This window comes from Caulobacter sp. FV1ye6ST (assembly GCF_058681225.1).
The window spans coordinates 3,579,235-3,601,746 of record NZ_CM178733.1; the positions used below are offsets into that span (position 1 = coordinate 3,579,235).

A 22,512-nucleotide genomic window follows, 5' to 3' on the forward strand; every position below is an offset into this window, starting at 1 on the left:
TCGATGCGACGCAAGCTCGCCGGAATTTTGGCCACCGCGGTCATCTCCGCATTCGCCATTCCCGCCTTCGCCCATGCCGCCCCCGCGGAGTCCGCGCCTGCCTCGTCGCAGCGCGTCGATCCGTTGGGCGACCTGATCACCTCGGCCCTGAGCGGCGGCGCCCTGCCCGGCTCGGTCGAGTTCACGATGAAGGCGACGATGTATCACGCTGGCGCCAAGGGCATCCGCGCATTCGACTCGCTGGGCTGCAAGGTCGCGGCCATGCGCACCGTCGCGGTCGATCCCAAAGTGATCCCGCGTCGCACCGTGATCTTCATCAAGGAAACCGTCGGCCTGCCCATGCCCGACGGCGGCCGTCACGACGGCTACTGGTACGCCTCCGACATCGGCGGCGCGATCAAGGGCCTGAAGCTCGACCTGTTCAGCGGCTTCGGCGCCGCTTCGATGAAGGCTCTTGGCGGTCTCGACCTCTCCAGCCTGTCGGTCAGCAAGGTCGGCGAATTCAAGGGCTGCCCGCCGCAATAGCGGCCTCCGCGCGCCGCGCGGACTAGAATTGTTCTCCGGACTCGGCTTGGATCCCCGCCTTCATGGGGATGAGCGGTTCGGGGTCTATCATGCGCAATCTGTCCATCAGCGTCCTGGCCCTCGCGGCCGTGCTCGCGACTGTTCCCGCCCACGCGGATGATCTCTCCCGCCTGAAGATACGGGCCGCCAAGGTCCAGATCATCCGTGACGACTGGGGCATCGCGCACATCCACGGCAAGACCGACGCCGACGCGGTGTTCGGCATGGCCTACGCCCAGGCCGAGGACGACTTCAACCGCGTCGAGACCAACTTCATCACCGCGCTGGGCCGCACCGCCGAAGCCGAGGGCGACAAAGCGATCTGGGCCGACCTGCGCCAGAAGCTGTTCATCGATCCCGTCGTGTTGAAGGCCGACTACGCCAAGAGCCCGGCCTGGCTGAAGGCGCTGATGAACGCCTGGGCCGACGGCCTGAACTTCTACCTGGCGACCCATCCGGACGTGAAGCCGAAGGTCATCACCCATTTCGAACCGTGGATGGCGCTCAGCTTCTCGGAAGGCAGCATCGGCGGCGACATCGAGCGCGTCGCCCTGACCCAGCTGGAGGCGTTCTACGGACAGCGCCAGCTGGCCATGACCGCCGACGAGAAGGGCCTGCTGTTCAAGGAGCCCAAGGGCTCGAACGGTATCGCCATCGCCCCGTCCAACACCCTGGGCGGCCACGCCCTGCTGCTGATCAACCCACACACCAGCTTCTTCTTCCGCTCTGAGATGCAGGTGGCCAGCGACGAGGGCCTCAACGCCTATGGCGCGACGACCTGGGGCCAGTTCTTCATCTACCAGGGCTTCAACGCCAAGGCCGGCTGGATGCACACCTCCAGCGGCGTCGACGTGGTCGACGAGTTCGCCGAGACCATCGTCGAGAAGGACGGCCAGCGCTTCTACAAGTACGGCTCTGAACTGCGTCCGCTGAAGAGCGAGGTGATCACCGTCCCCTACCGCGCCGCCGACGGCACGATGGCCGAGAAGAAGTTCACCGTGTTCAAGACCCACCATGGCCCGATCGTCCGCGAAGAGGCCGGCAAGTGGATCAGCATCGCCCTGATGAACAAGCCGATGGCGGCGCTGGAGCAGTCGTTCCTGCGCACCAAGGCGACCGACTACGCCAGCTTCATGAAGGTGGCCGAGCTGAAGGCCAATTCCTCGAACAACACCCTGTTCGCCGACAGCAAGGGCCAGATCGCCTATCTGCACCCGCAGTTCATCCCCATCCGCGACGACCGCTTCGACTACACCAAGCCGGTCGACGGCTCGGACCCGGCCACCGACTGGAAGGGCCTGACGCCGCTGGACAAGGCCCCGCACGTGCTGAACCCGAAGAACGGCTGGGTCTTCAACAGCAACAACTGGCCCTACGGCGCCGCTGGCGAGTACAGTCCGAAGAAGGCCGATTTCCCGAAGTACATGGACCAGGCCGGCGAGAACCCGCGCGGGCTCCATGCGCCGCTGGTGCTGAAGGACCGTAAGGACTTCACACTCGGCGGGCTGATCACCGCCGCCTACGACCCGTATCTGACAGCCTTCGCGCGGCTGGTCCCGACTCTGGTCGCGGCCTACGACGCCGCGCCCGATCCCAAGGTCGCCGAGCAGGTCGCCGCCCTGAAGGCCTGGGATGACAAATGGTCGGCCAAGTCGACCGAGACCTCGCTGGCCGTCTTCTGGGGCGAGGCGATGTGGGCCAAGGCCGCGCCGGCCGCCAAGGCGGCGGGCATGAACGTCTATGACTACATGGCCGACAAGCTCTCGCCCGCCGACAAGCTGGCCGCCCTGGCCGAGGCCTCGGACCGCCTGACGGCCGACTTCGGATCGTGGAAGACGCCATGGGGCCAGATCAACCGCTTCCAGCGCAACGACGGCGCCATCGTCCAGACCTTCGACGACGCCAAGCCCAGCATTCCGGTGCCCTTCACCTCGGCCCAGTGGGGCTCGCTGGCCTCGTTCGGCGCCAAGCGCTGGCCGGGGACCAAGAAGTACTACGGCACGCTGGGCAACAGCTTCGTCGCGGTCGTCGAGTTCGGCGACAAGGTCCGCGCCCGCGCCGTCTCGGCCGGTGGCGAAAGCGGCGATCCCGCCTCCCCGCACTTCAACGACCAAGCCCTGCGCTACAGCCTGGGCAACCTGCGCGACGTCTATTTCTATCCGGAGGACGTGAAGGCTCACGCCGTGAAGACGTACCGGCCTGGGGAGTAGCTCAGGCTTTCAGCGTCTCCTCGATCCAGTCGAGCCGCAGACGCTGAAGCCGCAAGGCCAACATCATGCGCGGTCGCTCGACCGGATCGGCGGCCGCGACGTCGCGCTCGTGCGCGGCGATGCTCTCCCGGATCGCCCCCGAGACGTCGTCCAGCGCCTTTCGCCGGGCCTCGGGCGCGAGCCGCAGCCAGATCCCCGACCTGAGGCGGAAGGGGTCAAGTCCCACGCCCGCCGCACGCCGCGGATCAACGGCCCAGGCGTCCAGCGCTGCCTCGCCCGCCTCTGTCACCTTCAGCGCCATGGCCTGACGTCCGCCGGGCAACGGCTCGGATGCGATAAGCCCCGCGGTCTCCAGCCGCTTGATGGCCGGGTAGACCGAGCCCGCGCTGCCGCTCCACTCGACCGAGGGCGAGCTCTTGAACGCGCTGCGCACCTGGAACGCGGTCCGGCGGCCGCGATCGCGGATTTCGGAGAGAACCGCGCCCTCAAGTTCGGTCAGCATTGCATTTCACACTCAATAGTCCTATTCGAACCATACGAAGCGGATTATGAGCGGAGTCCTAGATGCGGTCCATGCTGCGCTTGGCGCTGATAGCCTTTCTGGCCGCCTTGGGGACGGGGCACGCCCTGGCGGCCCCGCAAGACGCCGCCCACAAGCTTGACGCCTACTACAGCGGCCTGGCCGCGGAAGGCCGGCTGAACGGCGCCGTGCTGGTCGCCGAGGACGGCAAGGTCGTCTACGCCAAGGCCTTCGGCTATGCCGACCTCGAAACGCGCCGCCCGAACGATCTCGACACCGAGTTCGAGATCGCCTCGGTTTCCAAGACCTTCACCGCCACGGCCGTGCTGCAACTGGTGGAGCGCGGGCGCGTCGACTTGAACGCGCCGCTGGTCCGCTACCTGCCAGACTTCCCCTACCCCGCCATCACCGTCCACCAATTGCTCAGCCACTCCTCCGGCCTCGCGGACAAGGACCTGGAGCCGGCGATGGCGACCTATGAGAAGGCCATCGCCCCGCGTCCGATGGGTCAGGCCGACCTGGTCCCCGCCCTCGTGGCCGCCAATGTGACGTTCAAGCTCCAGCCTGGAAAAGGCTGGTGGTACGCCAATATCGGCTACCATTTGCTGGCTCGGCTGGTCGAAACCGTGTCGGGCCAGCCGTTCGACGCCTATGTGCGCGACCACATCGCGCGTACCGCCGGCCTGACCCACACCTATGTGGTCAGCGCCGCCAGCCCGTCGAAGACCGGATACATGGCTGGCAACTTCGCCTACGCGCCCCGCTACGCCGCCGTTCGGACACGGGTGAAGGGCGACGGGTCAAATGTCATGGGCTCGTCTGGCGTGGTGACGACCGTGGGCGACCTGCTGAAGTTCGACCAGGCGCTGCGGAAAGGTCGGTTGCTGAAGGCCAAGACCCAGGAGCAGGCCTACACGCCCGACCGCTTGGCCGACGGCCAGCCGGTTTCGGTCTGGCTGGACATCGGCGGCATGGGCCCGGCCGAGGACGGCCTGGGCTGGTTCATCTTCAAGGATCGCAGCCACGGCAAGGTCGTCTGGCACGCCGGTGGCATGCCCGGCTGCGTCACCATCTTCCTCCGCGCGTTGGACGCGCACCGCACCGTCATCATGCTGGACAACACCGAGAGCGAGGGCCTCTACAAAGCGGCGCTGTCAGGCCTGCGGATCCTGGCCGGCGAAGCGCCAATGGATGCACCCATAAACCTGGCGCGGATCTACGCGCGCACCCTGACGAGTCAAGGTCCCGATGCGGCCTTCGCAAAGCTGGCCAGCCTGCGCGACGACACCGCGCACTACGTGCTGCGCGAAGACGACATGAACAACCTGGCTTACGAGATGCTGGAGGACGGCAATCTGCCCCAGGCGCTGGAGACCTTCCGCATCAACGCCGCCCTCTTCCCGGCCAGCGACAATGTCTACAACAGCTACGCCGAGGCCTTGGAGAAGGCCGGCCGGCGCGACGACGCCATCGCCCTGCACCGCAAGGCCGTTGCGATCAATCCCGACAACCAGGATTCCAAGGCGGCGCTGATCCGCCTCGGCGCGGGGTCCTAGATATCCCCGCCCACATTCGGCGCCGCGCCGGGCGCGCGGGCGACGTGAATGCCGCACTCGGTCTTTTCCTGGCCGGCCCAACGCCCCGAGCGGCCGTCTTCCGACGGTTGGGTGCAGGGCCAGCAGCCGATCGAGGCGTAGCCCTGGGCGACCAGCGGGTGGGACGGCAGGTCGTGCTCGGCGACATAGGCATCGAGCTCGGCCTTGCCCCAGTTGGCCAGGGGGTTGAACTTCAGCTTGCCGTCGGCCGCCTCGACCACCGGCAGACTCAGGCGGTCGCCGCCGTGGAAGCGCTTACGGCCGGTGATCCAGCCGTCGAAACCGCCCAGGGCGCGGTCCAGCGGCAGCACCTTGCGGATGCGGCAGCAGCCGTCGACGCTGGTGCGCCACAGGTCCGACTTCGGGTCCTGGGTAGCGATGTCCGCGAAGGCCGGGCGCAGGTCGCGCACGTCGCTCAGGGCGAAACGCGAGGCCAGGGCCTTGCGATAGTCCAGGGTCTGGCCGAACAGCATGCCGGTGTCGAGGAACAGCACCGGAATGGCCGGCGACACCTGCGAGACCAGATGCAGCAGCACGGCCGACTCCGCGCCGAACGACGAGACGAGGGCCAGGCGTTTTCCGAAGTGCTGGTAGGCGGTGCGCAGGATCGTCAGCGGATGGGCGTCGCGCAGCTCGGCGTCCAGCCGGGCGGCAAGGCCCGCGGCGCTCCCCCCGATCTGGTCGTAAGCCATCAGGAGGCCCTTTCCTCGAACGCGACCGGCTTGTCGTCGACGGCCCGCTGATAGACGTGGCGGAAGCGGCCGGCCGCCTTGGTCCAGGCCTCCGGCGTCGCGCCATCGGCTGGCTCGAAGGCGTCGAAGCCGCAGCGGACCATGAAGCCGGCCTGCTCTTGCAGCACATCGCCCACGGCGCGGATCTGGCCTTCGTACTTGAAGCGCTCGCGCAGCAGTCGGGCAGAGGTGTAGGCGCGGCCGTCGCGGAACTTCGGGAACGCCAGGGCGACCACCGCGATGCGCGGCAGGTCGTAGGCCAGCCCCTCGATTTCCTCATTCGACTCAACCCGCACGCCGACGCGGCGGCTGTTCGACGACAACAGCGCGTCGCCCTCGGCCTCGAAGCGGGTCAGGGACAGGATCACGTCGCCCGTTTCCGGAATGGCGTCCTCGTCGGTGAGGTTGACGAAGGCGTCGTCGGCCCAGCGGGCCTGGCCGTCAGCCAGCTCAATCAGCCTGGGCATAGACCGCCTCCTTGAAGGGTTCGAGGCCAACGCGGCGATAGGTGTCGAGGAAGCGCTCGCCGTCGGCGCGGGTGTTGAGATAGGCTCCAACCAACTGGTCGACGGCGGTGGCGACCCGGTCGGCCGGGAGCGCCGGGCCGAGGATCTTGCCGATCGAGGCGTCTTCCGCGCCCGAGCCGCCCAGCGACAGCTGGTAGAATTCCTCGCCCTTCTTATCGACGCCCAGGATGCCGATGTGGGCCACATGGTGGTGGCCGCAGGCGTTAATGCAGCCGCTGATCTTGATCTTCAGCTCGCCGACGTTCTCGGCGCGATCGGGATCGGCGAACTGGCGGGCGATGTCCTGGGCGATCGGGATCGCGCGGGCGTTGGCCAGGGCGCAGTAGTCCAGGCCCGGGCAGGCGATGATGTCGCTGATCAGGTCGATGTTAGGCGTGGCCAGACCGGCCGCCTGCAGCGTGGCGAACACGGTCGGAAGGTCGTCCAGCTTGATGTGCGGCAGGACGAGGTTCTGCACGTGGGTCACGCGCAGGTCGTTGAAGCCGTAGCGCTCGGCCAGATCCGCGACGACCTCCAGCTGGTGCGCCGAGGCGTCGCCCGGCGTCTGGTCGGCGGCCTTCAGAGAGACCTCGACGATTGCATAGCCCGGCTGCTTGTGCGCCTTGACGTTGTTGCGCACGAAGCGGGCGAAGGCGCTGTCGTTGGCCTTGGCGACCTCGAAGGCCTCCGAGCGGGCCGGGAGCGTCTCGAAAGGGGTCGAGGCGAAGGCGGCGCGGATGCGCGCGTACTCGGCGGCCGGCAGGTCGGCGCGCGCGGCGTCGATCTTGGCCCACTCTTCTTCCACCTGGCGGCCGAACTCTTCGGCGCCGAGGGCGGCGACCAGGATCTTGATGCGAGCCTTGTAGATATTGTCACGGCGGCCGTGGCGGTTGTAGACGCGCAGCACGGCTTCCAGATAGCTCAGCAGCCGGTCGGTCGGCAGGAACTGCTTGATGGTCGGGCCGACATAGGGCGTGCGCCCCTGGCCGCCGCCGACGATCACCTCGAAGCCCAGCTGGCCGTCACGGCCCTGGCGCATCAGCAGGCCGATGTCATGCACCTTGGCCGCCGTGCGGTCCTTGGCCGAGGCGGTGATGGCGATCTTGAACTTGCGCGGCAAGTACGAGAATTCCGGGTGCAGAGTCGACCACTGGCGGATCACCTCGGCCCAGACGCGGGGATCGTCGACCTCTTCCGCCGTCGCGCCGGCATAGGGGTCGGAGGTGGTGTTGCGGATGCAGTTGCCGCTGGTCTGGATGGCGTGCAGGTCGACCTCGGCCAGCTTGTCCAGGATCTCCGGCGCGTCCTTCAGCTTGATCCAGTTAAACTGGATGTTCTGGCGCGTGGTGAAGTGGCCATACCCCTTGTCGTAGTCACGGGCGATCTCGGCCAGGCGCCGGGCCTGGGCGGCGTTCAGCGAACCGTAGGGGATGGCGACCCGCAGCATATAGGCGTGGAGCTGCAAATAGAGGCCGTTCATCAGCCGCAGTGGCTTGAACTGGTCCTCGGTTAGCTCGCCGGCCAGGCGGCGGGCGACCTGCCCCCGGAACTCGGCCGAGCGGTCGGCCAGGAATTCCTTATCGATGAGGTCGTACTGATACATGCCCTACTTCCTGCGGATCAGGTCGACGCGACCGGTCGAGCGCGCCGCGCCCGAGGCGTGGCGCAGCGCCTCGATGACGTCGCCGCCCTCGGCCTGCTTGCCGTGCGTGGGTTCGTTGGTGGGACCCAGGGCCCGGATGCGTTCGCGATAGCTGACGGGCGCCCAGTGGCCTTCCGACGGCGTCAGGTCGATCGGGTACACGTCCACGACCACGGTCGGCTGGCCCTTGCCAGTGGCGACGGCCGCCTCCAGGTCGGCCTCGGCGGTCTCGTCGAACAGCTGGGCGTCTCCGAAGCGCTCGACCCACTGGCCGGCATTCCAGAACACGACATCCCCGTCCAGCAGGCGGTTGGCGGTGATAGCTTTCATCAGCGCGAGCTCCGCTCGAACGACAGGGTTTCGAAAAATTCCGGCGCGGCGGTGACCGTGTCGGCCAAGGCCATCGACTCGCCGACCATCAGCAGCGCCGGCCCCTTCACGCCCTCGGCCGCCTCGGCCAGGCCCGCCAGGGTGGTGAGCACGCGGCGCTCATCGGCGCGGCTGGCGTTCTCGACGATCAGGGCCGGGGTTGAGCCCGCACGGCCCGCGGCGATCAGACGCTCGGCGATCAGGCCGGCGGTCGAGACGCCCATATAGACGACGACCGTCTGGTTCGGCCTGGCCAGCGAAATCCAGTCCAGGTCCGGATCGCCGTGGGCCGCGTGGCCGGTGACGAAGGTGACGGCCTGGGCCATGCCGCGATGGGTCAGGGGCGCGCCGGCGCCGGCGCTGGCGGCCAGGGCGGCGGTGACGCCCGGCACCACATGGCACTCGACGCCGGCCTCGCGGCAGGCCAGCAGCTCCTCGCCGCCCCGACCAAACAGGAACGGGTCGCCGCCCTTCAGACGCACGACGTTCAAGCCGTCCAGCGCCAGGGCCACGATCAGCTGGTTGATGTCGTCCTGCGGCAGGGTGTGGCGCGACTTGCGCTTGGCGACATTGATCCGGCGGGCGCGGCGCGGCGCCAGGTCCAGGATCTCGTCGGACACCAGGCCGTCGTGCACCACCACGTCGGCGGCGCGCAAGGCGTTGAAGGCGCGGAAGGTCAGGAGGTCCGGATCGCCCGGACCTGCGCCGACCAGCCACACCGCGCCGAGCGCCCGGTTGGCCCGCCTTCCGCCGACGACCACCAGGCCTGGCTTGCTGTTTCGGGCTGGCTGGCGGGCCATGCGGTTTAGAACCTCTATCAACGCGCTTGGAATAAAACGTTAGAAAGCAAGGCGGGGTCGCCCCTAGAGACGACCCCGCTGATGCACGCTGACGAAAAGGGCCAATCCGCCAGCGAACGCTTGCAAACTCGTCGCGAAGGGCTCAATTCGCAAACAAGGACTTCTGCCGGGGCGTTCAGTAAAACTATGGAAAGACCCAACGAGCGCCGTCGCCTGCCGCCGCTGAATGCGTTGCGCGCCTTCGAGGCCGCCGCCCGCCACCTGAACTTCAGCCGCGCAGCGGACGAGCTGTCGGTGACCCCCGGCGCCGTCAGCCAGCAGATCCAGAATCTGGAGGACTATGTCGGCGCGGCGCTGTTCAAGCGAACGCCCAAGGGCCTGCTGTTGACCGACGCGGCCCAGACCGCCCTGCCCGCCCTGCGCGAGGCCTTCGACCGCCTGGCCGAGGCCGCGTCCCTGCTGACCGCCGCCGTCGACGGCCGCCGCCTGACCCTGACCGCCGCCCCCTCGTTCGCCGCCAAGTGGCTCGTGCCGCGCCTGGGCAAGTTCGAGAAGGCCAATCCGCAGGTCGACGTCTGGCTGTCGGCCGGCATGGAGGTCGTGGACTTCGCCACCGGCGAGGTCGACATGGCCATCCGCTATGGCTCGGGTCGCTATCCGGGCCTGGAAGTCATCCGCCTGATGCACGAGACCGTGGTGCCCGTCGCCAGTCCCGAACTGCTGGAAACCAACGCCCTGGAGCGCCCGGAGGACCTGGCCCACCATATCCTGCTGCACGACGGCTCGCCCGACGCCGACGACAGCTGCCCCGACTGGGCCATGTGGCTGGCGGCGCGAGGGATCAAGGGCGTCGATGGCGCGCGGGGTCCGCGCTTCAATCAGTCCAGCATGGTGATCGAGGCGGCCGCCAATGGTCGCGGCGTGGCTCTGGCCAAACGCACCCTGGCCCAGGCCGACCTCGACTCGGGCCGCCTGGTCATCCCGTTCGAGGCCTCCACGGCGGTCGACTTCGCCTACTATGTCGTCCACCCCAAGGCCAAGGGCCGCCTGCCGCAGGTGAAGGCCTTCGTGACCTGGCTCAAGACCGAGGCCGAAGCGCACGAAGCCGCGCTCCAGACCATGGACAACGGTTCAGGCATCTAGGGGCTCGGGCATTTAAGCCCTTACGGCTCTGGTTTTGCGGCGCGGAAACCGCTTAAAGGAGCCCATGAAAATCACGACTCTAACCGTCGACGAGCATCTCGCTCCCGCCGACTGCCAGACCATGGCCGACGTGCGCCAGGGCGTGGATGCCCTGGACCGGGCCCTGGTCAAGCTGCTGACCGAGCGCCAGGGCTTCATGGGCGCCGCGGCCCGCATCAAGGCCGACCGTAGCAAGGTCTTCGACCGCGCGCGGATCGAAGACGTGGTGGAAAAGGTCAAGGCCGCCGCCCGCGAGACCGGCCTGTCGGAAGCCATAGCCGAGCCCGTCTGGCGCACGCTGATCGACCGCTGCATCGCGTACGAATATGACAGCTGGGATCGGACTAAGGGCTGACGAGAAGCGCCCCCGCGCGGGGGCGCTCCCGCTCTTAGTTGCCGTCGATCAGGTCCCCGAAACGACCTAGAACCGAGCCCTCGCCGCGGTTGCCGCCCTGGCCCTGCGCGGCCTGCAGCATGCGGCCGGCCAGGCGCGCGAATGGCAGGGACTGGATCCAGACCTTCCCCGGACCACGCAGGCGAGCGAAGAACAGGCCTTCGCCGCCGAACAGCACGCTCTTCACGCCGCCGGCCATCACCAGATCGAAGTCGACGCCCGGCGTGTAGGCCGCCAGACAGCCCGTATCGACGTGCAGCTCCTCGCCCGGCGCGAGTTCGCGCTCGACCAGCGTGCCGCCCATCTGGACGAACACCCAGCCGTCGCCCTCCAGGCGCTGCATGATGAAGCCCTCGCCGCCGAACAGGCCGGTCATCACCCGCTTCTGGAAGTGGAGGCCGATCGACACGCCGCGCGCGGCCGCCAGGAAGCTGTCCTTCTGGCAGATCAGGGTCCCGCCCAGTCGCCCCAGGTTCAACGGCAGGATGGTGCCCGGCGTCGGAGACGCGAAGGCGACGCGGGCCTTACCGGAGCCCTGGTGGGTGAAGACGGTGGTGAACAGGCTCTCGCCGGTGACAAGGCGCTTGCCCGCGCCCAACAGCTTGCCCATGAAGCCACCGCCCTGGTCGGCCGAGCCGTCGCCGAACACGGTGGTCATCTGGACGCTGGCGTCCTTCCAGACGAAGGCGCCGGCCTCGGCCACGGCGCTCTCGCCTGGATCCAGCTCGATCTCGACGAACTGCAGGTCCTCACCCTTGATCTCGAAATCAATGTCGTCGGCGACGCTGGCGCTGCGGGTGTGGCTCCAGGGGCTTGGGGGCATGGAGAGGCTCCTCATATTGCGGAACACCGTTCTAGCCAGCGGCGGGCCGCCGCGCCAATGAAGCATACTTCACGTGCATCCGGCCCATGGCGGATCGGCCAGTCGGAGCGTTGCCTTTTCGCCGCATCTGAACGCCATCAACGGTCACCCGGTCATGTCGGTAGAGGGGCTCTGGCCTTACCATTCATCCGATAATTGGCAACCATCGGCTTCCCGGAAGACCTAGAGTCGGTCGCGAATGGCTGAATTTCCTCTTGGACTTCAGCGGTTGGCGCCGCCCCAGCGGGCGGCGCCCCGGTCGCGTGAAAGCCGCCCCGCACCTTCCGGTTTGGCCTGACCAAGTGGTTACCACCCCTCAATAACTGGCATTACCAATTATTGACAACGTTCCCAACTGGTCGGATAAGTCGGTTAAGGGCGCCAAGTCAGTGCGCCGGGGGAGGCAATTTCATGAATCATGCTCGCAACACGTTTGTTCTTCGCGCCGCGCTGATGGCGTCGTGCGCCGCTCTGGCGGTTGGCTCGGCCGCCCAAGCCCAGCAATCCGCCGGCGAAAAGAAACCCGAGGCCGACACCGTTGAAGCCGTGGTCGTCACCGGCTTCCGCCAGGCCTACGCCAACGCCATCTCGACCAAGCGCGAGACCCTGGAAATCTCGGACGGCATCTCGTCGGACGGCCTGGGCCGCTTCCCCGACCTGAACGTCGGTGAGGCCATCCAGCGCATCCCGGGCGTTCAGATCAACCGCGAGGCCGACAGCCGCAACGCCACCATCAGCCTGCGCGGCCTGCCCGGCACCTTCGCCCGCACCACCCTGAACGGCGGTGCGTTCGCCGATCCGATCCTGAACGGCTCGACCCCGCTGGGCGCCTTCAACTCGGACATCTTCACCGCCATCAACGTCATCAAGTCGCCATCGGCGTCCAACCTGGCCGGCGGCCTGTCGGGCAATATCGACCTGCGCATCAACCCGGCGCTGGCGCGCAAGGACGGCGGGTTCGCCAAGCTGTCCTACGAGTATAATGACCTCGGCAACCTGGGCAGCCCGCTGGCCTCGCTGGGCTACAACAAGCACCTGTCGGACGATTTCGCCGTGTTCGGCGTCGTGGCCTGGAAGGACGAAAAGTTCCGCCGCGACTCGATCACGGTGAACTCTTGGGGCAACCGTCTGGGCGCGATCCAGGTCGGCAACCAGGCCGCCGCCGGCTCCAACCCAGTCTATGACGCTCTGATCGCCGCCAATCCGGGCGGGGTCTACTATCCGAGCCAGACCCGCCAGTTGGTGAAGTTCAACAAGGGCACGACCCTGTCGTCGGCCGGCGGCTTTGAATGGCGCATCAACGACGAATGGAAGTTCGGCGCCAACGCCTTCATCACCAAGCGCAAGCTGGATGAGGGCACCAACAACCTGCTCTATATCGACGCGGGTCCGGGCAACGGCACCAATACCGCTCTGGGCGCGACCTCGGCCGTGGCCAAGATCACCGACATCGGCACACCCTACATCGTCAAGACGCCGAACGGTGACCGAGCCTATATCAACAAGTTCAAGGCCGAGAACATCAACACGTTCGACTCGGTCCGTTCCGAGCCGGCCGAAAATCGGACCTGGGCCATCAACCCGACCCTTGAGTTCAAGAACGACCAGTGGAAGGCCACGGCCAACCTGACCGTGTCGAAGGCCAAGGCCCTGGCCAACCAGATCGAGCTGGACGTTGTTCAGAACCCCTACCGCAATCTGGGTTCGGCGGGCCTCAACGGCATCGTCACCACGGTCGACCTGGGCGGTTCGGACCTGTCGAACTATCACGCCACCCTGGTCACGCCACACGCCACCCACCTGCCGACGGGCGGTTTCCTGATCCCGTCCACCCCGGCCGCCGCGACCCAGGCCGGCGCGCAGATGCCGGGCCAGGCCGCCGGGGTCGCCGGCGACAAGTTCGGCGTCACCGGCACCAACGGCCAGGCGGAAAACGTTTTGAACGCGGCCCAGCTCGACTTCGACCGCTCGCTGGATAGCTCTTTCGTCACGAACCTGCAGTTCGGCGGCCGCGCCGAGCACAACAAGTTCACCTCGACCGGCTCACGCAACACCGCCCTAGGGGCCCTGACCCAGAACATCACGCCGGACATGGCCGCCCAGCTGTCGTACGCGCGTGACTTCTTTGGCGGCAAGGCCGAAGGCGCGACGACCAACTGGATGAACGTCGACGTCAACAAGGTCCTGTCGGTGATCACCCCGGTCAACACGGCGCCGCGCACGACGGCCAACCCGAACGGCCTGCCCGACCAGTTCGCCCTGGGCGCGCCGGGCGTGTTCCTGACGCCGTACGGCGTGGTCAACAACTATACCGACGGCAACTACTGGAATAACAACTTCAGCAACCAGAACGACGTCTTCTCGGCGTACGCGGCGGCCAAGTTCAAGACCGACCTGTTCAGCATCCCTGTCCGTGGCACGGTCGGCATGCGCTACGAATATACCGAGCAGGAAATCGTCGCTCTGAACTGCAAGAACTGCGCGACCGGCCCGGCGGCCCTGCCCGGCGCGATCAACCACTCGCTGTCGACCCAGACAACCAAGAACAACTACGACTACTGGCTGCCCTCGGCGATCCTGGTCGCGGACTTGCGAGACGACCTGATCTTCCGCGCCGCCGCCTATCGCACCTATGTCCGCCCGCAACCGCGCGACAACGTGCCGACCACCTTCCTGCAGGCTCCGGTCGACCCGAACATCGACCCGGTCTACACGGTCACGCTGGGCGCCACGGACATCAAGCCCTACACCTCCGACTCGTATGACGCGTCGCTGGAATGGTACAATCGCCCGGGTGGACTGATCTCGATCGCGGCCTACCGCAAGGAGATCAAGGGCTATATCGGCCCGATCACCGACGCGGCGGTCCTTTGCCCGGCCGGCGGCTTCCCGGGCCTGGACGTCAATCTCGGGACCCTGACGGTCGACCGCTCGGCCGGCACCCCCAAATGCTTGAGCTCGAACGTCTTCGTGATTAACGGCGTGTCGAAACAGGCTCAGGTCAATGTCAGCGGCAAGACCAACCAGTCGCCGATGACGGTCACGGGCTTCGAGTTCAACGTCCAGCAAAACCTCGACTTCCTGCCGGGGTTCTGGAAGAACTTCGGCGGCGCGTTCAACTACTCGTACACGAAGATCGATGGAACGGACACGGCGGGAAAGAAGATCACCCTTCCCAGCGTCTCTAAGAACAACCTGAACCTCATCGGCTACTACGAGTCGACCAAGTTCGGCATCCGTCTGGTCTACAACTGGCGCGACAAGTACGACCTGGCCGCCGGCAACTCGTTCGTCGGCGACGCCCGCACCGTCAAGGCGCGCAGCCAGCTGGACGCCTCGGCCTCGTACAACCTGACCGAGGACCTGACGATCTCGGTCGACGCCTTCAACCTGACCGACGCGACCCGTTCGGAATACGAGAACGACCCGATGCTGCCCCGCCGCATCGATTACGACGGCCGCACCTATCAGGTGACCATGCGCGCCAAGTTCTAGGGCTTAGAGAACCCCCTCTCCCTGCCGGGGCCGAAGCATCGCTTCGGCCCCTTTCTTTTGGCCGCTATCCCTTCAGCGACCGCAGGGCCTGTTCGTGGGCGTAGGCAGCTATGTCCATCAAGGCGGCGTCCAGGGCCGTCTTGACCGCTCCCAGGCCCTCCTGGCCCGTCTCGCAGCGTTCACAGACCTCGCCCAGCGGGAAGGCCCCGACCCCACGCGCGGCGCCCTTCACCGTGTGGACCGCATCGCGCCAGCCTGGATGGGCAGGATCCAGCATTGGAGTCCACAGCGCGGCCTGTTCGCGAAACAGCGCCAGCACCTCCTCGACAACCCCGAAATCGCCCGCCGCGAACCCTTCCAGGTAAGCGAAATCCACGGCTCCGCTAATATCTCGTCTGGCCATGAAAAAAGCTCTTGCGCTCCCAAAATCATTGCGTATGTTCCGCGCCTCGCCGCCGGGGCTCGCAAGTGCTTCGGACCGTCGAATGGGTGTATAGCTCAGTTGGTAGAGCAGCTGACTCTTAATCAGCGGGTCGTAGGTTCGAATCCTACTACACCCACCATTCCCGCCTAATTTGAACGACTTACGGAATTTCCCCTCCGGGGACCCGGCCTCTCGCCGTGCGTCTGGAAGGTCAGTGGACGCCGCGAACCGGGCGCGGGAAGACAGCTTCGAACCGCCCTCGACAGGCCTTCAGCAACGTGGCTCGCGCGGGGCTTCGGAGCGAACGGCGTGCGGGCGGATCACGTCGCTACGCGCGGCGTCAAAGCCCCCGGCGACCCAGGCCCCGCCGAGCCCCCCCTCAGACCGGATCGCCGGGCGACGGCGGCCCAAAATAGCTTTCCGGCAACTTGCCGTCGTGGACGATGATCTTCTGGATGACCATCGTGGGATCGACCATCATGATCTTCAGCACGTGGCGTCCGGGCGCGCCGATCGTCTGGCTGAATCGCAGCGTGCGGGCATTGGCCTCGGCATTGGCCTGATAGGCCTGGCCCAGAAAGTCCTCGCTTGTCCGCCGCTCGGGCGTGAACACGCGCACGACCTGCGCGGGACCGTCATCGACCGCCACGGCCACCCCAAGCTGGTGTCTCGGGTTCACGTTGAGCGTCGGGTTGGTGATCAGATCGATATCGTGGCGGCCCGCCTTGGCGAAATAGACGGGATATTCCAGACGCGGCGCGCGGAGCGGATCTTCAAAGGACGCCGCGGCGACGGGAAACGGCGTCATGGCCGCCTTGACCCGTCCATAGTCGGGGATCGCCTCCCAACGGACGCCGTCGACGGCGACGTTCCTGGCCGCCGCGTCCGCCGTTATGGCTATCGGGCCGACCAGACCGCCAAAGGCCCCGGCCGCGGCCTGGATTTGCTCTGCGCTGGCCTTGACGGCGGTCACGGCGATCGAGCGTGGCGTCTTGCCGCCGCTGACCACGACCGCGCCCCGGCTCGTTCCGACGGGCGCCTTGTCCCAGTCGATGTCGACGAGGAAGCGACGGTCGCTGGCCCCGACGCCGAAACGGCCGGTCTCGACGATCCTGATCCACGGCTTGTCGGCGGCGATCTCGAAACGGATGGGCCGCGCGCCGCGCGGAAACACCTCGACGTAAGCGGTACGGGAGGCGAGGCTGTCGAAGGTCGGCAGTGCAGGATCCAGGTAGTAGCCGGGCCAAGACTTGGCGTCGCCCTCGACCGCGACGCCGAAGTCGTCGCTGTCGGGAAGCGCCAGCTCGATGACCGCCGGCGGGATGTCGGCGACCGGCGAGTACCAGTCGAAATAGCCCAGGTGCGTCTGGTCCATCAGATGGTCCCATTTCCCGCCCGCCAGCTCCTTGTTGTAGTAGCGGGTGTACTCGCGATCGCGGGCGAACAGGGTCCGGACATGCGCGGCTTCGGCGTTGGTGCTCGCGCGCGCCTGCCGCGCATAGAGCTGGTTTCGCGCCGCGGCGATCTGCATCTCGGTGGCGTTGGCGCTGGCCAGGATCGGATGCAGGACAAGCTGGTAGTAGGCGTCTTGCGCGGCGGGCGACAGCTTGGCCTTCACCTGCTGGGCTCGCGCCGCCAGACCTTGCCAGGCGGCCAGCACCCGCTCGGCTTCGCGGTAGTTCACGAGGCTATAGGTGTCGGGCTTGACCAGCTCGGGCTTCCGCCAGCCGTTGAACTTGGCGTATTGCGCGACCAGTTCAGCGATCTCCGAGGCCTGGGCGGGTCCGAAATTGGTTCGGGCCCACCTGCGCGTCCAGTCACCGACCTGGTCCTTGGAGATCGCGTCGGGATCCCAGGCCATGCGCAGGAAGAACTCGATCGGGATTTCGAGCGGTTTGAAATCACCAACATTGGCGATCCAGATCTGGGTGGCCCCATACTTGTGGGCCAGGTTCATCTGCTCCCAGATCTTGGGCAGCGGATTGCTGTTGAGCCACTTGTAGGAGAACGGGCCGCCGTTCATGTCCAGGTGGTAGTAGACGCCCGCGCCGCCCTTGCGCTTGCGCTCTTCGGGTAGGGGCAAGCGGCGCAGGTTGCCGATATTGTCGTCGGTGAATAGCAGGGTGACGTCGTCAGGCACCTTCAGGCCCGCGTCGTAGAACTTCTGCACCTCGGTGAACAACGCCCACAGCTGGGGAACGCTTTCCGGCTTGGCGCCCATCTCCTCGGAAATGATCTGGCGCTGATCGGCCATGATCGTCTCGAGCAGCTTGATGTCCGAGGCCATGCCGCCGGTCGAGGCCATGCCGACGTCGCCGTCGCCGCGCATGCCGACCGTGACGATCATCTCATTGGCCTTGTTACGCGCGATGCCTTCGCGGAAGAACTGCTTCAGCGGCTCCCTGTTGGTGGCGTAGTTCCATTCGCCATTGCCGATCGACTCGCGGCGGCGGGTCCATTCCTTGTGGGCGCGCATCATCGGCTCGTGGTGCGAGGTTCCCATCACCACCCCGTATTCCTCGGCCAGGCGCGCATTGTCGGGATCGTCCTCGGCGAAGGCGTTGTCCCACATGGCCGGCCAGAGGTAGTTGCCGCGCAGGCGCAGGATCAGCTCGAACAGCTTGCCGTAGAACTTGCTGTTCATCCCGCCGAACATCTGGGTGGTCCAGCCGCCCAGGCACGGCTGCTCGTCATTGAGGAAGACGCCCCGGTACTTCACCGCCGGCGATCCCTGGACATACTTGCCGTAGGTCACGGTCACGACGTCGCGGCGAACCACGGGCGCGTCCGCCCACCAGTACCAGGGCGACACGCCGATGTTTTCCGACAGGTCGTAGACCCCGTAGATCGCGCCGCGCCGATCGCTGCCAGCGATCACGAGCGCCTCGGCCACGCCTGGCATCGGGTGCTTGACCGTCTGCAGGGTGTAGGCCTCCCATTTGCCCCGGATCGCTTCGACATCGAGCTTGCCCGCCTGGACCAGGCGATCGATCAGCGCGCTGCGGCCCAGGGTCCCGACGAGAATGGGCGGACGGCTTGGCGTCTCTCCGGGCTTGATGATCGCCGCGTCCGCGCCGCTGACCCGGCCGATATCGCGGGACAGGTCAGCGGCGGCGCGCAGCACGCCGGGGAAATCGCCCGGGTCGACCACGATCGGCGCCACCTTGCCGCCACGTGCGATGGAGAAGCCCTTGGCGGCGTCTCCAAAGCCGATCCGCGCCTGCAGCGGTGTGGCCCAGACGGCCAGACCACCGGCGCCAAGCCCCGCGATGAGATCGCGACGTGAAACGTCCATGGAACGCTCTCCTGCGCTAGCGGACCCGCGACCAGCGCCTATCGACGATTTGGGAGCGGCCTCGAACAGCGAGGCGCGCCTCAAAAGAAAAGGCCCGGCCTTGCGGCCGGGCCAGGGGGAGGTCGAGAAGGCGAGCCCTGCGTCCTGGATCGGGCCGGCGGCGTAGAAACGCCGGCCCGATTTGCAGAAGAACGACGCTGGCGCCGGAAGCGCCGCGCCCGCCCGGAGGCTCTAAAAGCTCATCCGCAGGCCGACCACGTATTGGCGGCCGGGCTTGTAGTAGGTGAAGGTCGCGTTGTCGTACTGGAAGTGCGAGCGCAGCGACTCGTTGGTGATGTTGGTCACGTTGAACGTCAGCTGCGGCGCGTTCTTCATGCCGAAGATCTTCTCCAGGTCGTAGCTCGAGGAGAAGTCAGTCTGCTTGTAGTCGTCCGAGAACAGGGCGGCCGAGGCGATGCCGTTCTGGTTGGCGCCGCTGGACTGCGACCCCTTCCGGAACACGTGGCTGAGACGCAGGCTGACGCCGTTGTGCTCGTAGTAGCCCGTCAGGTTGTAGGTGTACTTGGCCACGCCATAGGCGATCGCCGCGCCGTTGCTGGTCTGGTCGACGATGGTGGCGTTGGCGTTGACGCCCAGCCCCTCGACGCCGAACCGGCTGGTCAGGAAGTCGAGCGGCTGCACCCACTGGAATTCCAGGCCGTTGATCGTCAGCTTGTTGGGCACGTTGATCTGCGACTGGATCTGGACCTGCGCAGCGGTCGGACCGCCGCGCGAATTGATCGCCGTCTTCTGGGTATCGTTCAGGGTGTCGTAGGTGATGCCGTACTGGGCCAGGGCCGAGAACGGCTGGGTGATCACGTTGTTCTGCGTGAAGCCCGTCAGCGACTTACGGAACGCGTTGACCGCGATCACGCCTTCCTGGCCGGTATAGAACTCGAAGCCCAGGTCGATGTTCTTCGAGAAGTACGGCTTCAGGGCCGAGTTGCCGATGGTGGCCTGGTCGGCCGACGGCGCGCCGAAGCTGACGCCGGGCAGCTGGGCGGCGGGATCCGGACGGGTCATCGTCTCCGACACCGCCACGCGGGCGACGGCGTGCTCGCTGACGTCATAGGCGATGTTCGCGGCCGGCAGCCACTTCGAATAGGTGTTCTCGGTGTAGACGAAGTTGGTGATGTTCGGATAGCGCGAGCCGTCCGGCAAAGCGCCGCTGGCCGGGCTGTTGCGCGGATCCGCGACCGAGACGCGGCCGCCGATCGTCTGCTTGGTGTGAACGTAGCGGACGCCGACATTGAAGCGCAGGTCGTTGTCCATCACCTGGGTGACGCCGTTCAGCTCGGTATAGGCCGCGCTGTTCTTCTCGTTGATGTAGCCGCCGCTGGCGCCGGTGTTGGAGCCGCCAGTCTCGACATACGCGTCATGCAGCTTGTCGTAGCCGGTGGCTTGCTTGACCTTGTCCCAGTCGACCGTGACGAAGCCGGCCGGACCGGGCTTCAGATAGCTGGCCAGGCTGGCGGTCGGGATCAGCGAGCCGGCATAGGTGAGCGTGCCGGTCTGGCCGGCCGTCGCGCCCGTGCCGTAGCCCGGATAGGTCGGATAGCCGGCCGGGGCGGCGCCCGGCTGGTTCAGGCCCTGGCACGCCGGGGTGCTGTTCGGCGAGGTCAGGTTGATGCTGGGGTTGTTGCCGCAGGTCGCGTTCTGCCACGGGGTGGTGTTGTCGTAGCCGCGGATGGTGCGCGAGACGTCGTCATAGTTGCCGCCGAACTTCAGGTTCAGCTTCTCGTCGCCCCAGGTGACGGCCGCGCGGGCGCCCTTGGTCTCATACCAGCGCTTTTCGTCCTGCATGTTCAACCGGCCGCCGTTCCAGACGAAGTTGGCCGGGTTGTTCAGGTCGACGCTGCTCTTGATCGTCGGGATGCCGTTGGCGTTATAGGTGTAGTCCACCGTCGTGCCGACGCCCAGCGCGGTGACCGGACCGAAGGTCGGGCTTTCGCGGTGGAAGGTGCTCTTGGTGTAGTTGGCCTGGGCCTCGACCTTCAGCTTGTCGTTGATGCGCCATTCGCCGCCCGGGTTGATGCCCCACAGCTCGGTCTTTTCGATATAGGGGCGGAATTCCAGGAAGAACTGCGAGTTGGCGTAGGTGCCCTGCGTGACCGTGCAGCCGGTCGAGCAGTCGGTCTTGTCGTACTTGGTGTTGGTCGGAATGATCGCGCCGTTGCGTACGATCCAGGCGATGTCCTCGCGCAGCAGGTCGTTCTTCTTGTAGCCGTACATGCCGTCCACATAGAAGTTCAGGTTGTCGTTCGGACGCCATTCCAGGCTGCCGACCAGGTTCAGCCGGTCGCGGCGGCCATATTCGGCCGAGGGGCGGCCAAGGCGCGGCAGCAGGCCGTTGTCGATCTGCTGGATGGTCGCGCCGGGGTTCTTCGACAACAGGAACGCCTGGTCGATGACCGTGCCGGCCACCAGGCCAGCGCCCGCGCCCACCGGCACCGTGGCCGGGATCGTCCAGTTGCCGCCGCCGGTCGGATTACAGCCCGTAGTGGCGCCGCACTGGGCGGCCGACAGGTTCGGGTTGGTGAAGCCGATGGTCTCGTAGCCGCGCGTGTCGGTGTGCAGGCGCTGGCCCGAAACCCCGAACAGGACGCCGAAGTTGTCCCAGGTTTTGCTGGCGATGACAGAGCCCTTGCCGCCCAGCTTGGCGCCGTCCGGCTTCACGCCCTGGACGTTCATGGTCAGGTGCTGGCCGGGGCGATCGAACGGACGCGCCGAGCGCATGTCGATGTTACCCGCCGCGCCGCCTTCCAGCAGGCTGGCCGAATAACTCTTGTTGACCGTCAGCTTCGTGAACAGGTCGGTCGGGAAGAAGCTGAGGTCGACCGAACGGTCGGTGCCCTGCGCGTCGGTGGCGCCCGAGGAGGCCACGGCGATCGAGGCGCCGTTCAGGGTCACGTTGGTGAAGTTGGAGCCCAGGCCGCGGATGGCGACGTTGGTGCCCTCGCCCGTGATGTCGCGGGTGATGGTGATGCCAGGGATGCGGTTGAACGACTCGGCGATGTTGGAGTCGGGAAACTTGCCGATGTCCTCGGCGAAGATGGCGTCGGCGAAGCCGGTGGTCTCGCGCTTGGCGACCGTCGATTGCGCCAGGCTCTTACGATAGCCGGTGACGACGATCTCGGTGACCGCGTCTGACTCGACAGCGCCGGCGGGCTGCGTGGTCTGTGCGTGGGCCTGGGCGGCGATCAGCCCGGAAAGCATCGTAGCGCCCAGCAGCGCGGCGCGCCGCAGGCGCGCGGCCATAAGTACCCGTTCCATCTCATTCCCCTCTAATTGGAGCTCGCCACCCGACGAGCCGTCCTAGTTTTTTGGGCGCTGGCGATTTTGTTAGCGCTACCAGACACTCACTCAAATCCGCGCCGACGTCAATATGTAGGACAACCTTTGGTCTGACCATGAAAACGCCCTGGCCAGACCTTTGGAGCCGAGAGCCTTCTGATTGTTTTAATTGGACTATTTTTCCGGCCACCCGCCCTTCAGCTCGCGGGAATAGTTACGAGGGGGGCAGCGAGAGACCTTGATAACTGCGACAAGTCGTCGTTCACAGTCCAGGCCAATTGGCCTATATGGCCTTGCAAACCCGGCGCTTGACCGCCTCCGAGTCCAAAACGCTAATTTGCCTTTAGTCGGAGTTTATCCTGGCAAAATCGACCGCCTCGGACGAAGAATGATGCGGGTGGGCATCCTTCTCGCCGTGAGGCTCGTCAACGGCCTCTGGCCAGGACACTCGGGCGCCGCGACGTCGGGAGACATGACGCCGAGCCAAGCCCGCGCTCGAGGCCTTCTCGCGCCGAGGACGTGGATTGATTGCTCAGCACACGCCGCCTGACGAATGAAAAACACCCGACGAGATCATCGCCCCGTCAGAC

At 66.4% G+C, this 22,512-nt stretch carries 16 protein-coding genes and 1 tRNA gene; 7 read left to right on the top strand and 10 right to left on the bottom strand.

Annotated elements, in window-relative coordinates:
- The first annotated feature begins 3 nt into the window (after positions 1 to 3).
- Entirely contained in the window at positions 4 to 525 is a 522-nt protein-coding gene (locus tag ACW175_RS17295; protein WP_492101243.1) for a 3D domain-containing protein, read from the top strand.
- A gap of 89 nt (positions 526 to 614) precedes the next feature.
- On the top strand, positions 615 to 2,774 hold the full coding sequence (locus ACW175_RS17300) for an acylase (RefSeq protein ID WP_492101244.1): 2,160 nt from the start codon (positions 615 to 617) through the stop codon (positions 2,772 to 2,774).
- A gap of 1 nt (position 2,775) precedes the next feature.
- On the opposite strand, the gene ACW175_RS17305 is transcribed toward ACW175_RS17300, so the two are convergent.
- Positions 2,776 to 3,276: a PadR family transcriptional regulator gene (locus ACW175_RS17305; RefSeq protein ID WP_492101245.1), complete on the bottom strand. Its 501-nt coding sequence runs from the start codon at positions 3,274 to 3,276 to the stop codon at positions 2,776 to 2,778.
- A 62-nt stretch (positions 3,277 to 3,338) separates the two neighbouring features.
- Between ACW175_RS17305 and ACW175_RS17310 the strand changes: the two genes are divergently transcribed.
- Entirely contained in the window at positions 3,339 to 4,850 is a 1,512-nt protein-coding gene (locus ACW175_RS17310; RefSeq protein ID WP_492101246.1) for a serine hydrolase domain-containing protein, read from the top strand.
- Here the strand turns inward: ACW175_RS17310 and ACW175_RS17315 are convergent.
- Genes ACW175_RS17315 through cobA form a run of 5 tightly spaced genes read right to left on the bottom strand, consistent with a single transcriptional unit; the run spans position 4,847 to position 8,937 of the window.
- The gene (locus ACW175_RS17315; RefSeq protein ID WP_492101247.1) at positions 4,847 to 5,581 is read right to left on the bottom strand and encodes a phosphoadenylyl-sulfate reductase; all 735 of its coding nucleotides are present in this window, start codon (positions 5,579 to 5,581) and stop codon (positions 4,847 to 4,849) included. The genes ACW175_RS17310 and ACW175_RS17315 overlap by 4 nt on opposite strands.
- Complete coding sequence (locus tag ACW175_RS17320; protein ID WP_492101248.1) at positions 5,581 to 6,087, bottom strand: DUF934 domain-containing protein; 507 nt, start codon at positions 6,085 to 6,087, stop codon at positions 5,581 to 5,583. Before ACW175_RS17320 ends, ACW175_RS17315 begins: the two co-directional genes overlap by 1 nt.
- Positions 6,071 to 7,729: a nitrite/sulfite reductase gene (locus ACW175_RS17325; protein WP_492101249.1), complete on the bottom strand. Its 1,659-nt coding sequence runs from the start codon at positions 7,727 to 7,729 to the stop codon at positions 6,071 to 6,073. Before ACW175_RS17325 ends, ACW175_RS17320 begins: the two co-directional genes overlap by 17 nt.
- A gap of 3 nt (positions 7,730 to 7,732) precedes the next feature.
- The gene (locus tag ACW175_RS17330) at positions 7,733 to 8,098 is read right to left on the bottom strand and encodes a DUF2849 domain-containing protein (RefSeq protein WP_492101250.1); all 366 of its coding nucleotides are present in this window, start codon (positions 8,096 to 8,098) and stop codon (positions 7,733 to 7,735) included.
- Positions 8,098 to 8,937: a uroporphyrinogen-III C-methyltransferase gene (gene cobA, locus ACW175_RS17335; RefSeq protein ID WP_492101251.1), complete on the bottom strand. Its 840-nt coding sequence runs from the start codon at positions 8,935 to 8,937 to the stop codon at positions 8,098 to 8,100. Before cobA ends, ACW175_RS17330 begins: the two co-directional genes overlap by 1 nt.
- 186 nt (positions 8,938 to 9,123) lie before the next feature.
- Here cobA and gcvA point away from each other — a divergent pair, with 186 nt between their 5' ends.
- Positions 9,124 to 10,080, top strand: coding sequence for a transcriptional regulator GcvA (gcvA, locus tag ACW175_RS17340; RefSeq protein ID WP_492101252.1), 957 nt, complete (start codon positions 9,124 to 9,126; stop codon positions 10,078 to 10,080).
- Between the two features lie 64 nt (positions 10,081 to 10,144).
- Positions 10,145 to 10,474, top strand: coding sequence for a chorismate mutase (locus ACW175_RS17345; protein WP_492101253.1), 330 nt, complete (start codon positions 10,145 to 10,147; stop codon positions 10,472 to 10,474).
- 34 nt (positions 10,475 to 10,508) lie between these two features.
- Here ACW175_RS17345 and ACW175_RS17350 read toward each other — a convergent pair whose 3' ends face one another.
- Positions 10,509 to 11,351 carry a TIGR00266 family protein gene (locus ACW175_RS17350; protein WP_492104986.1) on the bottom strand — a complete coding sequence of 281 codons (843 nt, stop codon included), beginning with the start codon at positions 11,349 to 11,351 and terminating at the stop codon, positions 10,509 to 10,511.
- A gap of 435 nt (positions 11,352 to 11,786) precedes the next feature.
- On the opposite strand from ACW175_RS17350, the gene ACW175_RS17355 reads away from it, so the two are divergent.
- The gene (locus tag ACW175_RS17355; RefSeq protein ID WP_492101254.1) at positions 11,787 to 14,870 is read left to right on the top strand and encodes a TonB-dependent receptor; all 3,084 of its coding nucleotides are present in this window, start codon (positions 11,787 to 11,789) and stop codon (positions 14,868 to 14,870) included.
- Between the two features lie 64 nt (positions 14,871 to 14,934).
- On the opposite strand, the gene ACW175_RS17360 is transcribed toward ACW175_RS17355, so the two are convergent.
- The gene (locus ACW175_RS17360; protein WP_492101255.1) at positions 14,935 to 15,273 is read right to left on the bottom strand and encodes an Hpt domain-containing protein; all 339 of its coding nucleotides are present in this window, start codon (positions 15,271 to 15,273) and stop codon (positions 14,935 to 14,937) included.
- An 84-nt stretch (positions 15,274 to 15,357) separates the two neighbouring features.
- Between ACW175_RS17360 and ACW175_RS17365 the strand changes: the two genes are divergently transcribed.
- Positions 15,358 to 15,433: transfer RNA gene (locus ACW175_RS17365), tRNA-Lys, on the top strand.
- Positions 15,434 to 15,673: 240 nt separating this feature from the next.
- On the opposite strand, the gene ACW175_RS17370 is transcribed toward ACW175_RS17365, so the two are convergent.
- Complete coding sequence (locus ACW175_RS17370) at positions 15,674 to 18,589, bottom strand: glycosyl hydrolase 115 family protein (protein WP_492101256.1); 2,916 nt, start codon at positions 18,587 to 18,589, stop codon at positions 15,674 to 15,676.
- Positions 18,590 to 18,820: 231 nt separating this feature from the next.
- Positions 18,821 to 21,901, bottom strand: a complete 3,081-nt coding sequence (locus ACW175_RS17375; RefSeq protein ID WP_492101257.1) for a TonB-dependent receptor — start codon at positions 21,899 to 21,901, stop codon at positions 18,821 to 18,823.
- Positions 21,902 to 22,512 lie beyond the last annotated feature (611 nt).

Excerpts from the sequence above, each read along its gene's own strand:
- ACW175_RS17295 (WP_492101243.1), top strand. The coding sequence starts at position 4 with ATGCGACGCAAGCTCGCCGGAATTTTGGCCACCGCGGTCATCTCCGCA.
- ACW175_RS17300 (WP_492101244.1), top strand. The coding sequence starts at position 615 with ATGCGCAATCTGTCCATCAGCGTCCTGGCCCTCGCGGCCGTGCTCGCG.
- ACW175_RS17305 (WP_492101245.1), bottom strand. The coding sequence starts at position 3,276 with ATGCTGACCGAACTTGAGGGCGCGGTTCTCTCCGAAATCCGCGATCGC.
- ACW175_RS17310 (WP_492101246.1), top strand. The coding sequence starts at position 3,339 with ATGCGGTCCATGCTGCGCTTGGCGCTGATAGCCTTTCTGGCCGCCTTG.
- ACW175_RS17315 (WP_492101247.1), bottom strand. The coding sequence starts at position 5,581 with ATGGCTTACGACCAGATCGGGGGGAGCGCCGCGGGCCTTGCCGCCCGG.
- ACW175_RS17320 (WP_492101248.1), bottom strand. The coding sequence starts at position 6,087 with ATGCCCAGGCTGATTGAGCTGGCTGACGGCCAGGCCCGCTGGGCCGAC.
- ACW175_RS17325 (WP_492101249.1), bottom strand. The coding sequence starts at position 7,729 with ATGTATCAGTACGACCTCATCGATAAGGAATTCCTGGCCGACCGCTCG.
- ACW175_RS17330 (WP_492101250.1), bottom strand. The coding sequence starts at position 8,098 with ATGAAAGCTATCACCGCCAACCGCCTGCTGGACGGGGATGTCGTGTTC.
- cobA (WP_492101251.1), bottom strand. The coding sequence starts at position 8,937 with ATGGCCCGCCAGCCAGCCCGAAACAGCAAGCCAGGCCTGGTGGTCGTC.
- gcvA (WP_492101252.1), top strand. The coding sequence starts at position 9,124 with ATGGAAAGACCCAACGAGCGCCGTCGCCTGCCGCCGCTGAATGCGTTG.
- ACW175_RS17345 (WP_492101253.1), top strand. The coding sequence starts at position 10,145 with ATGAAAATCACGACTCTAACCGTCGACGAGCATCTCGCTCCCGCCGAC.
- ACW175_RS17350 (WP_492104986.1), bottom strand. The coding sequence starts at position 11,351 with ATGAGGAGCCTCTCCATGCCCCCAAGCCCCTGGAGCCACACCCGCAGC.
- ACW175_RS17355 (WP_492101254.1), top strand. The coding sequence starts at position 11,787 with ATGAATCATGCTCGCAACACGTTTGTTCTTCGCGCCGCGCTGATGGCG.
- ACW175_RS17360 (WP_492101255.1), bottom strand. The coding sequence starts at position 15,273 with ATGGCCAGACGAGATATTAGCGGAGCCGTGGATTTCGCTTACCTGGAA.
- ACW175_RS17370 (WP_492101256.1), bottom strand. The coding sequence starts at position 18,589 with ATGGACGTTTCACGTCGCGATCTCATCGCGGGGCTTGGCGCCGGTGGT.
- ACW175_RS17375 (WP_492101257.1), bottom strand. The coding sequence starts at position 21,901 with ATGGAACGGGTACTTATGGCCGCGCGCCTGCGGCGCGCCGCGCTGCTG.